12 protein-coding genes are annotated in these 13,076 nt (G+C 68.3%); 5 read left to right on the top strand and 7 right to left on the bottom strand.

Features of this window, described 5'->3' with window-relative positions:
• Window positions 1-22 precede the first annotated feature (22 nt).
• The 6 genes from ACSQ3D_RS26875 to ACSQ3D_RS26850 all read right to left on the bottom strand — a co-directional run bounded on the left by ACSQ3D_RS26875 (window position 23) and on the right by ACSQ3D_RS26850 (window position 5,630).
• Window positions 23-637: a Maf family protein gene (locus ACSQ3D_RS26875; protein WP_056419875.1), complete on the bottom strand. Its 615-nt coding sequence runs from the start codon at window positions 635-637 to the stop codon at window positions 23-25.
• A 104-nt stretch (window positions 638-741) separates the two neighbouring features.
• Entirely contained in the window at window positions 742-1,209 is a 468-nt protein-coding gene (gene rlmH / locus ACSQ3D_RS26870; protein ID WP_056165599.1) for a 23S rRNA (pseudouridine(1915)-N(3))-methyltransferase RlmH, read from the bottom strand.
• 59 nt (window positions 1,210-1,268) lie between these two features.
• Window positions 1,269-2,207, bottom strand: coding sequence for a ribosome silencing factor (rsfS, locus tag ACSQ3D_RS26865; RefSeq protein ID WP_436128868.1), 939 nt, complete (start codon window positions 2,205-2,207; stop codon window positions 1,269-1,271).
• Window positions 2,208-2,423: 216 nt separating this feature from the next.
• Window positions 2,424-3,404: an oxygen-dependent coproporphyrinogen oxidase gene (gene hemF, locus ACSQ3D_RS26860; RefSeq protein WP_436128867.1), complete on the bottom strand. Its 981-nt coding sequence runs from the start codon at window positions 3,402-3,404 to the stop codon at window positions 2,424-2,426.
• Entirely contained in the window at window positions 3,404-4,684 is a 1,281-nt protein-coding gene (gene purD / locus ACSQ3D_RS26855; RefSeq protein ID WP_056419865.1) for a phosphoribosylamine--glycine ligase, read from the bottom strand. Before purD ends, hemF begins: the two co-directional genes overlap by 1 nt.
• Before the next feature lie 226 nt (window positions 4,685-4,910).
• On the bottom strand, window positions 4,911-5,630 hold the full coding sequence (locus ACSQ3D_RS26850; protein WP_436128866.1) for a YebC/PmpR family DNA-binding transcriptional regulator: 720 nt from the start codon (window positions 5,628-5,630) through the stop codon (window positions 4,911-4,913).
• 237 nt (window positions 5,631-5,867) lie between these two features.
• Here ACSQ3D_RS26850 and ACSQ3D_RS26845 point away from each other — a divergent pair, with 237 nt between their 5' ends.
• The 3 genes from ACSQ3D_RS26845 to ACSQ3D_RS26835 all read left to right on the top strand — a co-directional run bounded on the left by ACSQ3D_RS26845 (window position 5,868) and on the right by ACSQ3D_RS26835 (window position 9,496).
• Window positions 5,868-7,406 (top strand): helicase HerA-like C-terminal domain-containing protein, encoded by a 1,539-nt coding sequence (locus ACSQ3D_RS26845; protein ID WP_436128865.1) that lies wholly within the window; start codon window positions 5,868-5,870, stop codon window positions 7,404-7,406.
• Between the two features lie 325 nt (window positions 7,407-7,731).
• Window positions 7,732-8,577: a glycine-rich domain-containing protein gene (locus ACSQ3D_RS26840; RefSeq protein ID WP_436128864.1), complete on the top strand. Its 846-nt coding sequence runs from the start codon at window positions 7,732-7,734 to the stop codon at window positions 8,575-8,577.
• Between the two features lie 28 nt (window positions 8,578-8,605).
• Entirely contained in the window at window positions 8,606-9,496 is an 891-nt protein-coding gene (locus tag ACSQ3D_RS26835; protein ID WP_436128863.1) for a LysR substrate-binding domain-containing protein, read from the top strand.
• Window positions 9,497-9,559: 63 nt separating this feature from the next.
• Here the strand turns inward: ACSQ3D_RS26835 and ACSQ3D_RS26830 are convergent, their stop codons facing one another.
• Window positions 9,560-10,513: an EamA family transporter gene (locus ACSQ3D_RS26830; RefSeq protein ID WP_436128862.1), complete on the bottom strand. Its 954-nt coding sequence runs from the start codon at window positions 10,511-10,513 to the stop codon at window positions 9,560-9,562.
• A gap of 360 nt (window positions 10,514-10,873) precedes the next feature.
• Here ACSQ3D_RS26830 and ACSQ3D_RS26825 point away from each other — a divergent pair, with 360 nt between their 5' ends.
• Entirely contained in the window at window positions 10,874-11,722 is an 849-nt protein-coding gene (locus ACSQ3D_RS26825; RefSeq protein WP_436128861.1) for an enoyl-CoA hydratase-related protein, read from the top strand.
• Between the two features lie 290 nt (window positions 11,723-12,012).
• The gene (locus ACSQ3D_RS26820; RefSeq protein WP_056419850.1) at window positions 12,013-13,005 is read left to right on the top strand and encodes a threo-3-hydroxy-L-aspartate ammonia-lyase; all 993 of its coding nucleotides are present in this window, start codon (window positions 12,013-12,015) and stop codon (window positions 13,003-13,005) included.
• Window positions 13,006-13,076: the final 71 nt, after the last annotated feature.

Here is a 13,076-nt window from a genome sequence, read left to right as displayed (position 1 = left end):
TGCCGGGTGCGTTAAAGCGCCACTAGACGGCGAAACCGGCTGCGCGCAGCAGTTGCGCCGTCTCGTACATGGGCAGCCCCATGATGCCCGAATAACTGCCCGCCAGGTGCTCCACATACGCGGCAGCACGTCCCTGGATGCCATAGGCGCCGGCCTTGCCCAGCGGCTCGCCGGTGGCAACGTAGGCGTCGATCTGCGCTGCCGTCATGGGCGCGAAGGTGACGCGCGACACCGACAGCGCCGCAAGCCGCTTCGTGCCCACCTGCAGCGCCACGGCGGTGAGCACGCGGTGCTCGTGCCCTGCCAGCTCGCCCAGCATGCGCGCGGCGTGCGCGGCGTCGTCGGGCTTGCCGTAGATGGTGCGGCCCAGGGCCACGGTGGTGTCGGAGCACAGGATGGGCGCATCGGGCAGCTGCCGCCGTGCGCGCCGCGCCACGGCAGCGTCGAGCTTGAGGCCGGTCACGCGCTCGACATAGGCCGTGGGCGCCTCGCCGGGCAGCACGGCCTCGATGGCTTCGGCGTCCTCGGGCTCGTCGCCATCGACATTGGGCAGCAGCAGTTCATGGCGCACGCCCAGCTGTTCGAGCAGCTGGCGCCGGCGCGGGCTCTGGGAGGCGAGGTAGAGGAAGTCAGGCATGAACGGATTCGATCAAAAATCGGCCCCAGCGCTGATCCATCAAGCGCTGGCAGCTATCACATCAATAGCAAACGGCAGGAGGGCCATGGTGCGCTCTGGCCTGCTCATTCGCGGTGGTAGGGGTGGCCGGCGTTCACCGACCAGGCACGGTAGAGCTGCTCGATGAGCAGCACGCGCACCATGGCGTGGGGCAAGGTCAGGTCGGACAGGCGGATGCGCTCGTGCGCGCCCTGGCGGAAGGCCGGGTCCAGCCCGTCGGGGCCGCCGATGACCAGCGCCACGTCGTCACCGCCCAGCTGCCAGCCCTTGAGCCGCTCGGCCAGCGCCTTGGTGGTGAGGTTGGTGCCGCGCTCGTCCAGCGCCACCACGCGCGTGCCGCGCGGAATGGCCGCCTCGATGCGCTCGCGCTCGGCGGCGTAGAGCGTCTCCAGCGTCTTGGAGCCCCTCGGCTCGGTCTTGACGGCCTTGAGCTCCACCTTGAGCTCGGGCGGGAAACGCTTGGCGTAGTCGTCGTAGGCCGTCTGCGCCCAGTCGGGCACGCGCTGGCCCACCGCCACGATCAGCAGTCTCATGCGAATGCGTTACCGAAAAGGGTTGCGCCGCCCGTCAGCTCAGCCGTGCCGCCCGGCCGTCAGGCCCGGCCGCCGCTGCGCGATGGCGACTTCTTGGCCGCGGGCTTGGCGCCGGCCTTGGCCGGGGCGCTGGCGGCAGACCGGGGGGCGCCGCGTGCGGGTGCTGCGGCACCCTTGGCGCCGGTCGACTTGGCGGCTGCGGGCTTCTTGGCGCCACCGGGCTTCACGACCACGGTCTTGATCGGGGTCTTGGGGGCCGATGGCTTCTTGGCGGCTGCGGTGCTGCCGGCCGTCTTGGCGGTGGTCTTGGTTGGGGCCGTCTTGGCCGCTGGCTTGCTGCCGGCGCGGGCCGCGGGCTTGGCCGCGCTGGTCTTGGCGGCCGGCCTTGCCGAGGGCTTGGCGGCTGCCGACTTGGCGGGCGCTGCGGGGGCGGCCTTGGCCGCCGTCTTGGCCACGGCCTTCACGGTGGCCTTGCCAGAGCGTGCAGCCACGGTCGGGGCTGCAGCAGCAGCCTTCTTGGCCGGAGCCTTCGCAGCGGCCTTGGCGCCCGACTTGGCGGCCTTCTGCGCCGACTTCTTTTCGGCCAGATCGGCGGCGGCGCTGGACACCGGCTTGGCGGCACCCAGCTTCAGGCGCACGGGGGTTTCGCCCCACAGTTCTTCCAGGCGGTAGTACTGGCGGATGGCGGGCTGCATGATGTGCGCCACGGCAGGGCCGCAGTCCACGATGATCCATTCGCCGTTGTCTTCGCCTTCGATGCGGGGCTTGGAGAAGCCCGCTTCCTTCACCGCGTCGCGCACGCTGGCGGCCAGCGCCTTGGTCTGGCGGTTGGAGGTGCCCGATGCCACGATCACCCGTTCAAACAGCGGCGAGAGATTCTCGGTGTTGAAGACCTGGATGTCTTGCGCCTTGACGTCCTCCAGCCCATCGACGATGGCGCGCTGGAGCTTGGTAACGTCTTTCTTGGCGGCGGATTCCGATTTGGTGGAGGTGGTCATCAGGTGGTGAATAGAGAGGGAATGGAATCAATATAGCGTGCAACGCGGCGCACAGCCAGTGGGGCTGCGCCTTGGGTGTTGCGCCGGTGTCGCGCTGGGGCGCTGCGGCAGTTCGCGGTGTTTTTGGCCTCTGGCGCTTTTGTGAAAAGCGCACACAGCTATTGAAATTATAGCTTTGGTGCCCTTCGGGCCATCTGTGGCAGCATCTTCACGGCGTCAGGCGCCTGCCTGCGCCCCGCGGCCCAGCCAGTCGCGCCGCACCAGAAACCGCTGCGCCAGCTGCGCTTCGGCAGAGTCGGCGGCGTCCGAGCGCTGGTACGACCAGGCCACCAGCGGCGGCATGGATAGCAGGATGGACTCGGTGCGCCCGCCGGACTGCAGCCCGAAATGCGTGCCCCGGTCCCAGACCAGGTTGAACTCGACATACCGGCCGCGGCGGTAGAGCTGAAACTCCCGCTCGCGCTCGCCGTAGGGCATGTGCTGGCGCTGCTCGACGATGGGCAGGTAGGCCGCCAGAAAGGCGTCGCCCACCGACTGCGTCATGGCCAGGCTTTGCGCAAAGCCCAGCTCCGAGAAGTCGTCGTAGAACACCCCGCCCACGCCGCGCTGCTCGCTGCGGTGCTTGAGGTAGAAATACTCGTCGCACCACGCTTTGAAGCGCGGGTACTTGTCGTCGCCAAAGGGCGCCAGCGCATCGCGGCAGGTGCGGTGAAAGTGCACCGCGTCCTCCTCGAAGCCGTAGTACGGCGTCAGGTCCATGCCCCCGCCGAACCAGCAGGTCGGCGCCTGGCCCGGGTGGCCGGCGGCGATCATGCGCACGTTCATGTGCACCGTGGGCACATACGGGTTGCGGGGGTGGAACACCAGCGACACGCCCATGGCCTCGAACGGCGCGCCGGCCAGTTCGGGCCGGTGCTGCGTGGCCGACGGCGGCAGCTGCGGGCCGCGCACGTGGCTGAAGCCGCAGCCCGCGCGCTCGAACACGCGGCCGTTTTCCAGGATCTTGGTGATGCCGTCGCCCTGCAGCGGCTCGCCGGGTGCCTTGCGCCAGGCGTCGGCCAGGAAGCGCGCGCCGCCCTGCTCCTGCGCGCCTTCCACGGCCTCCAGCGCGGCGGTGATGCGGGCCTGCAGGCCTTGCAGGTAACCGCGCACCTGCTCCACCGTGTCGGCCGTGTTCAGGCTTTGTGCGCCCGCCATCAGCTCTTCAGCGCCCTGAAGCCGATATCGCGGCGGTACTGCGCGCCGTCGAACTGGATGCCGCGCGCCACGTCGTACGCCCGCTGCTGCGCCTGCTTGACGCTGTCGGCCAGCACCGTGACGCACAGCACCCGGCCCCCGGTCACGCTGACCACGCCGTCCTGCAGCTGCGTGCCGGCGTGGAACACCACCGCATCGTCAGCGTCCTGCGGCAGGCCGGTGATGGCGTCGCCCTTGCGCGGGTTCTCGGGGTAGCCGTGCGCGGCCATGACCACACCCAACGCGGTGCGGCGGTCCCACTGCAGCTCCATCTGGTCGAGCTTGCCGTCGGCCGCGGCGGCCATCACATCGCTGAAATCGCTTTTGAGGCGCATCAGGATGGGCTGCGTTTCGGGGTCGCCCATGCGGCAGTTGAATTCGAGCGTCTTGGGGTGGCCCTTGGCGTCGATCATGAGGCCCGCATACAAAAAGCCGGTGTACGGAATGCCGTCCTTTTCCATGCCGCGGATGGTGGGCAGGATGATCTCGCGCATGGCGCGCGCGTGCACGTCGGCCGTGACCACGGGCGCGGGCGAGTACGCGCCCATGCCGCCGGTGTTGGGGCCTTCGTCGCCGTCTTTCAGGCGCTTGTGGTCCTGGCTGGTGGCCAGCGCCAGCACGTTCTTGCCGTCGCACAGCACGATGAACGAGGCTTCCTCGCCTTCGAGGAACGCCTCGATCACCACGCGCGCCCCGCCCTCGTTGTGCGTCACGCCGTACTTGTTGTCCACCAGCATGAAGTCGACCGCGTCATGGGCTTCCTGCAGCGTCATGGCCACGACCACGCCCTTGCCCGCCGCCAGGCCGTCGGCCTTGATGACGATGGGCGCGCCCAGCCGGTCCACGAAAGCGTGGGCCGCTGCCGGGTCGGTGAAGGTGTCGTAGTCCGCCGTGGGGATGCCATGGCGGCGCATGAAGGCCTTGCTGAAGGCCTTGGAGCTTTCGAGCTGGGCGGCAGCCTGCGTGGGGCCGAAGATCTTGAGGCCATGCGCGCGGAATTCATCCACCACGCCAGCGGCCAGGGGCGCCTCGGGGCCGACCACCGTGAGGGCGATCTTCTGCTCCTGTGCCCAGACGCGAAGGGCCTGCACGTCGGTGATGGCCACGTTCTCCAGCTTGGCGTTGAGCGCAGTGCCGCCATTGCCAGGCGCGACGAACACCTTGGTGACCTTGGGGGACTGGGCCAGTTTCCAGGCCATTGCGTGTTCACGGCCGCCGCCACCAATCACAAGTACTTTCATAGAACCTTTGTGAACCTCTGGCGCGGCGTTGGGCCACGTACAGGGTTCGGGAAAAACATCTCGATCTCAGTTACTCAACATTCTTTGCGCAGGGCGCCCAGGCCCTCGAAACCGGCGCGGCCCCATCGCCAGCGCACCCGTGGAACTGGCTTCGCCAGCCCACCGGGTGCGTCCCCCTCCCGCGCAGCGAGAGAGGGGGAAGGCGCGCAGCGCCCCAGGGGGAGCTTCACAACGCCGCGTTGTGATAGACCTCTTGAGCGTCGTCCAGATCTTCCAGCACGTCCAGCAGTTTTTGCATGCGCACGGCGTCGTCGCCGGTCAGCTCGATGGTGTTTTCTGCCCGCATCGTCACCTCGGCCAGTTCGGGCGTGAGGCCGGCGGCCTGCAGCGCATGCTTGACGGCTTCGAAGTCGGCAGGGCTGGTCAGCACTTCGACGGCGCCGTCCTCGCCGGTCACCACATCGTCGGCACCGGCCTCCAGCGCCACTTCCATGACCTGGTCCTCGTTCGTGCCGGGTGCAAAGATCAGCTGGCCGCAGTGCTTGAACTGGAACACCACCGAGCCTTCGGTGCCCATGCTGCCGCCGTGCTTGCTGAAGGCGTGGCGCACTTCGGCCACGGTGCGCACGCGGTTGTCCGTCATGGTGTCGATCATGATGGCCACGCCGCCGATGCCGTAGCCTTCGTAGCGGATTTCTTCGTATGTCAGACCTTCGGCGTTGCCGGTGGCCTTGTCGATGTTGTACTTGATGCGGTCGGCGGGCATGTTGGCCGCCTTGGCCTTGTCCACCGCCAGGCGCAGGCGGGGGTTGGCAGACAGGTCGCCGCCGCCGGAACGGGCAGCCACGGTGATTTCGCGAATGATGCGGGTCCAGATCTTGCCGCGCTTTTCATCCTGCCGCCCCTTGCGGTGCTGGATATTCGCCCATTTGCTGTGTCCTGCCACGAGAAGTCCTTTTGTATTGATTTAATCTAGCCATGCTTGTTGGGCCCGGTGCAGCGGCAAACCGTGTCTTTCGCGCCACGGCGGCGGTGCAAACTCCGCCGCCAGCGCCTGCAGAGGCTGGTTTTTGCGCCCCTCAGGCGGCGCCCGATCCACCCGTTTTGCCTCTGTAGCGCCCGGGCCGAACAAGTCATCTGCCGATTTTACTTTTTGCCGACCCCGCCCCCGAGGAAACCCGAAATGGCCGAACCCCTTCTGATCGCCAAGCACGACACCATCGAATGCCACCTGCTGCCCGGCCTGGCCAACCGCCACGGGCTGATCACCGGCGCGACGGGCACCGGCAAGACGGTGACGCTGCAGACGTTGGCCGAAAACTTCTCGCGCATCGGCGTGCCGGTGTTCATGGCCGACGTGAAGGGCGACCTGACCGGCGCAAGCCAGCCCGGCAAGATCGGCGACAAGCTGGCCGCCGTGCTCAAGGAGCGGGGCCTCGATGTGCCCCCGCCCCTGGCCTGCCCCACCACGCTGTGGGACGTGTTCGGCCAGCAGGGCCACCCGGTGCGCGCCACGGTGTCCGACATGGGCCCGCTGCTGCTGGGCCGCATGCTCAACCTGAACGAGACGCAGTTGGGCGTGCTGAACATGGTGTTCAAGATCGCCGACGACAGCGGCATGCTGCTGCTGGACCTGAAAGACCTGCGCGCGATGCTGACCTTCGTGGGCGACAACGCCAAGGAGTTCACCACCGAATACGGCAACGTGAGCGCCGCCAGCGTGGGCGCCATCCAGCGCGGGCTGCTGCAGATCGAGCAGCAGGGCGGCAGTGCGTTCTTCGGCGAGCCCATGCTCAACATCCAGGACTTCATGCAGACCGTCGATGGTCACGGTGTCGTGAACATCCTGGCGGCCGACAAGCTCATGAATTCGCCGCGCCTGTACGCCACCTTCCTGCTGTGGATGCTGTCCGAACTGTTCGAGCAACTGCCCGAGATCGGCGACCCCGACCAGCCCAAGCTGGTGTTCTTCTTCGACGAGGCCCACCTGTTGTTCAACGAGGCGCCCAAGGTGCTCATCGAGCGCATCGAGCTGGTGGTGCGCCTGGTGCGCTCCAAGGGCGTGGGCGTGTACTTCGTCACGCAGAACCCGCTCGACATCCCCGACAGCGTGCTGGCCCAGCTGGGCAACCGCGTGCAGCACGCGCTGCGCGCCTTCACCCCCCGCGACCAGAAGGCCGTCAAAGCCACGGCCACCACCATGCGGCAAAAGCCGGGCCTCGATATCGAGACCGCCATCACCGAGCTGGCCGTGGGCGAGGCGCTGGTGAGCTTTCTGGACGCCAAGGGGCGCCCCAGCGTGACCGAGCGCGTGTTCGTGCTGCCCCCGGGCAGCCAGCTCGGCCCCATCACCCCGCAGCAGCGGCAGGCGCTGATGGCCAGCTCGCTGGTGGCCGGCGTGTACGAGACCACGGTGGACCGCGAGTCCGCGTATGAAAAGCTCAAGGGCCGGGCCGACAGCGCCCCCGCGGCACCGGCCGGCACGCCTGCCGCACGCACGGGCGGCGGCACCCCGGTGGGCACGGCGGGTACAGGCGCCCAGCCGCAGGAAAGCAGCTTTCTCAACGACCTGCTCTTTGGCACCACCGGCCCGCGCGGCGGGCGCAAGGACGGTCTGGTGCAGACCATGGCCAAGTCGGCCGTGCGCACCGTGGGCACGAGTGTCGGCAAGGAGATTCTGCGCGGCGTATTGGGCGGGATCTTCGGCAGCAAGAAGAGGTAGCTCGCCCTCCCGCGCTGCGCGCCTTCCCCCTCTCTCGCTGCGCGGGAGGGGAACGCACCCGGTGGCCTGGCGAAGCCAGTTCCACGGGTGCACTGGCCTGGGGCGCGCCAGTCATGACGGTCTTGGACAAAGGGATCTCGCTGGGGGCACATCAGGGCTGAAGACAGTGCACTGCAGAGGTCTCTACCGCTTATCCATCAGGCGCCAGAAGCTATCAATTCAATAGCATTCAACATCCTCGCCACACCCCCTCAAATTCTTCTCCCGGCGTGCGTGCAGGCATGGCACCATGCGCGCACAAAACAACACACCACAGGAGGATGGGATGGGACGCATCGACAACCTGCTCGTGCGCTGGGGGCCCCGCACAGTGCTGATGGCCAGCGGCATCTGGGTGCTGGTCTTTGTGGGCATGTTCGCCGGGCTGTGGCGCATGCGCTGGACGTGGGCGGCGTATGCGGTCGCCACCGTGGTGCTGACGGCCATCGTCATCCAGTGGACCAATGTGGTGCGCGAGCGCTATGTGCGCGAAGCCGCCCTGCCCCAGTTCTTGAAGCGCAAACTGCGCGAAGCGTACCCCCACCTGAACCAGAAGGACTGCGAGCTGGTCGAGCGCGGGCTGCGCCAGTTCTTCATGGCCTGCATGCGCAGCCGGAAGCAGTTCGTCGCCATGCCGTCCAAGGCGGTGGACGCCATGTGGCACGAGTTCATCCTGCACACCCAGGCCTACAAGACCTGGTGCGAGCGCGCGCTGGGCTTCTTCTTGCACCACACGCCCGCCGAGGCCCTGGGCGCCCGGGCCAAGAACAACGACGGCCTGCGCCGCGCCTGGTACTGGGCGTGCAAGGACGAGGGCATCCACCCCAAATACCCTTCGCGCCTGCCGCTGCTGTTCGCGCTGGACGCCAAGCTCGCGATTGCCGGCGGCTTTGCCTACGTGCCCGACTGCCGCGACATCATCCGCAAGAGCGATGCTGGGGGCGACGCCAGCGGCACCTACTGCGGCACCCATTTTGCCAACAGCGGCTACAGCGGTAGCTCGGGCGACTTCGGCGGTGCCGAAAGCTCCAGCTCCCACTCCAGCAGCAGCAGCAATGACGGGAGCAGCGGCGACGCAGGTGGTGACGGGGGCAGTTGCGGCGGCGGCTGCGGAGGTGGCGGCGGCGACTGACGCGGCGCGCGCAGGTAACCTCGCCCCCATGCACTCCATCCCGCCGCTGCACCTCATCGCCGCCTTCGACGCGGTGATGCAGTGGCGCAGCTTTCAAAAAGCGGCCGACGCGCTCAGCCTGTCGGCCAGCACCGTGAGCCACCGCGTGCGCGAACTGGAAAAGACCCTGGGCGTGCCCTTGTTCACCCGCAGCACCCGGTCGGTGGCGCCCACGCCTGAAGGCCTGCACCTGCACCAGCAGACCAAGACCGCGCTGCAGGCCCTGCAGGACACGTTTGCCGGCTACGCGCACCAGCAGCGCAGCGTGGTGCGCATCAGCGCCCTGCCCTCGTTCGCGCGGCTGCGCCTGGTACCGGCGCTTGCGCAGTTGCAGGCCACCGGGCAGGCGCCCGGCATCGAGATCCAGGCCAGCACCGACCTGGCCGACGTGGACCAGGGCGACGCCGACATCGCCATCCGCTTTGCACGCGCCCGGCCGCACGCTTACCACTGCGAAAAGCTGCTGGACGACGTGTGGTTCCCGGTGGCGGCGCCGGGCTACCTGCGGCGGCTGGACGTCCCGGCCAGCGAGCGTGCGCTGCGCAAGGGCACGCTGCTCACCCACACCCGGCAACCCTGGCAGCCGTGGCTGGCACAGGCAGGCATCCGCGTGGCGGCGGCGCAGCGCGCCATGACCTTCACCGACACCGCGCTGCTCATCGACGCGGCCCTGGCCGAACAGGGCATTGCGCTGGCGCGGCAGTCGCTGGTGCACGACCTGCTGGCGTCCGGCGCGCTGGTGCGGCTGTCGGACGTGGCGCTGCCCGCCGAGCAGTCGTACTACCTGCTCGCGTCCGAGCGCACCGTCATCACGCCGCGCGGCCAGGCCGTGATGGACTGGATCCGGCAATTGGCACGTCAGGGCAACGCGGCGCCATAGCGCCTGCCAACGCCGGCCACCTGTGCCGCAGAAAGGGGAATACGCGGGCCAGCTGCCCAGGTGTCACCCCGTCTTCACCATCAACACGATGCCCCCCAGCACACCCGCCATCGCCACGGTCTTGTGGCATATGAACCGCTCCTGCAGCAGCCAGGCGCTCAGGCCGAAAACCATCACCAGGTTGGTCCGCCGCAGCACGGAGATCACCGAGATCATGGCCCCCTCGACCTGCACCGCGGCCAGGTAGATGTATTCGGCCACCACGTACGCCACCGCAATCGCCACCACCGGCCAGACAGCGGGCCACGCCGCACTCCAACCCGGCCACCGCCCTCGCAAGCCACGTCCGCCCCGCCCCGGCAACACAGACGTCACCACCCACGGCAGCAGGCACAGCGCCAGCACGCCCCGCTGCACGGCCGACCAGGCCTGCACCGCCGCCAGGTCCAGCCGCAGCTGCGCGACGATGTGCTTGTCGTACAGCGCATTGGCCGACGACAGCAGCGTGGCCGCCACCATGCACAGCACCCAGCCATCGCGGCTGAAGCGGATGCCCTCCTTCTGCCCGATCAGCGAAAACGCCAGGTACGACAGCATGGCCACCGCCAGCCCCGCCCACTGCCACGCGCTCAGGTGCTCGCCCAGCAGCACGATGGCGCCCAGCGCCGTCCACACCGGCCCCGACGCGCGCACCCCGGCCGATATCGACAGCGGCAGCGCCTTGACCGCGTAGTACGACAGCACCCAGGTCGCCACCATCATCAGCGACTTGGGCAGCAGCAGCGCATGCGCCTGCCAGGCCAGCGGCGCAGGGTGCAAGCCCAGCGGGCCCAGCACCTGCGCTGCAGCGCTGCCGCCCGGCACCACGATGAAAGGCAGCCATGCGCAGGCTCCCAGCAGCGACGACGCCACCACCACGGCCAGCACCCCGGTCTCCCGCAGCGCGATCTTGGTCAGAAAGTCATAGGTGCCCAGCACCAGCCCGGCCAGCAAGCCCAGCAGCACCCAGGTGGTCATGCGCCTGCTCCGTCAGCAAGGCATCGAAGGCGCTGCATCGGTGCAACGGACAGGACGAGGGCGGGCGCCGCACCGCAGCATTGGAAGCGATTCACACAAGGCCTTTCTTGCAATAAAGAAAAGCCACCGAGGCTAAACACGCTGCCGCTGCGATTGCGGACGGTTGCGCAGCAGTGGCGCGCCACGGCGCAGCAATCGCACCGCAGCCCGGTGCAGCCACACTGCCTCCGCTCTGCTACGCAATCCATAGCGCCCTGCGCACAGAGGGAAAGCGATAGAGCCCCTTTTCATATCCAAGGCGCCCCCCAAGTCACCCACGCGACGACACAGCGCTGCCCGCCGGGTCTACAGTGCCTGCCCATGAACACACCGCCCTTCACCTGCTTTTCGCTCAGCATCGACAGCCACGTTGCCCACCTCGTGCTGAACCGCCCCGAGGCCATGAACACCATGCACCCCACCTTCTGGCGCGAACTGGACGAGGTGCTGGCCCAGTTGAACAAGGCGGGAGAGGCCCGGGCGCTGGTCATCAGCAGCACCGGCAAGCATTTCAGCGCGGGCATGGCGCTCGAGACCTTCGGCGGCGCCATCACCATGGACGACCAGAGCCCCGAGGGCCGGGCCGCCATCTTCGACCTGCTCACCGACATGCAGGCCACCTTCAGCCGCATCGAGAGCCTGCGCATCCCCGTCATCATGGCCATCCAGGGCGGCTGCATCGGCGGCGCGGTGGACATGGTCACGGCGGCCTGCGTGCGCTACGCCACGGCCGACGCCTTCTTCTGCATCCAGGAGATCAACATCGGCATGGTGGCCGACGTAGGCACGCTGCAGCGCCTGCCCAAGCTCATCCCGCTGGGCGTGGTCAAGGAGCTGGCCTACACCGGCCGCCGCCTGAGCGCCGCCAAGGCCTTGGGCCACGGGCTGGTCAACGAGGTGTTCGACACCCACGAGGCCACGGTCGCCGCCGCACTGCAGTGCGCACAGGAGATCGCCACCAAGCCCCCCGTCGCCATCTGGGGCACCAAGCAGGCCTTGAACTACGCCCGCGACCACAGTGTGGAAGACAGCCTGCGCCAGATGGGCTGGCTGCAAGGCGCCATCTGGAGCAACCAGCACGTGCGCGAGTCCGTCACGGCCATGAAGCAAAAGCGTGCGGGCGACTTCCCGGCGCTGACGCCGCTGATACGGTTCAGCGAACAGGGGTAATGGCGCGGGCGGTGGGCAGCCGCGGGCTGCGGTCGTGGCCGGCTGCTTGCGCCACCTCTGCGTGTCTACAGCTTGGGAGCACTCACCCCACCCGTTCGGGCTGAGCCCGTCGAAGCCAGGGCGCACCCTCCGAAGCGCCGCCCTACCCCAGCCATTCAATCACTATCGATTTCATAGCTACCAGCGTCCACCCATCAAGCGGTAGCAGTCATTTTTAACCCCAAAACCGCTACCAAGGGCTATCATGTGCCGACCCGGGGCAGGCCGCGCCCCGCAGCGAGGACGCCACCATGACCGTGCCCAGCCTACCCCTGCCCACCTACGACGATGTGGCCGCCGCCGCGCAGCGGCTCGCAGGCGTCGCGCACCACACGCCGGTGATGCGCTGCACGGCCATCGACCAGCGCCTGGGCGCCAAGCTGTTCTTCAAGTGCGAGAACCTGCAGCGCACCGGCGCCTTCAAGTTCCGCGGCGCGTACAACGCGCTGGCCCAGTTCAGCGATGCGCAGCGCGAGGGCGGCGTGCTCACCTTCTCGGCGGGCAACCACGCGCAGGCCATCGCACTGTCGGCCCGGCTGCTCGACATGCCCGCCCTGATCGTCATGCCCGAAGACGCTGCCACCTCCAAGATGGCCGCCACGCGCGACTACGGCGCCCAGGTCGTCACCTACAACCGCCACACCGAAGACCGCGAGGCCATCAGCCGCCAACTCGCGCGCGAGCGCGGCATGACGCTGGTGCCGCCGTTCGACCACCCGCACGTCATCGCGGGCCAGGGCACCGCCGCGCTGGAGCTGCTGCAGGAGGTGCCCGACCTCGACTACCTCTTCGTCTGCCTGGGCGGCGGCGGGCTGCTCTCGGGCAGCCTGCTGGCCGCGCAGGCGCTGGCGCCGCAGTGCAAGGTCATCGGTGTCGAGCCCGCCACCGCCAACGACGCCCAGCAGTCGCTGCGCGCCGGGCACATCGTGACCATTGACCACCCGCAAACCATCGCCGACGGGGCGCAGACACAGTCGCTGGGCGCGCTGACCTTCCCCATCATCCGCGACCATGTCGAAGACATCATCACCGTGAGCGACGCGCAGCTGATCGAAGCGCTGCGTTTTTTCGCCGCGCGCATGAAGCTCACCGTCGAGCCCACTGGCGCCCTCGCCTTCGCGGGCGTGCAGGCCTTCTCCGGCGAGGACGACGGCGCCAAGCTGCTGCACGGCGAGCGCGTGGGCGTCATCGTGAGCGGCGGCAACGTGGACCTGGCGCGGTACTCGCGGTTTCTGGCGGACTGAGCGGGCCGCGCGCCGGGGCCTGTGGCTTTGTACGGCTCTGTACGGCTGTGCACGTCGCTGCAGCTTTGCCA

It is taken from the genome of Acidovorax sp. LjRoot117 (genome assembly GCF_964252695.1).
In the GTDB taxonomy this organism is placed as follows: Bacteria; Pseudomonadota; Gammaproteobacteria; order Burkholderiales; family Burkholderiaceae_C; genus Acidovorax.
This window is presented reverse-complemented; position numbering and strand designations above follow the sequence as displayed.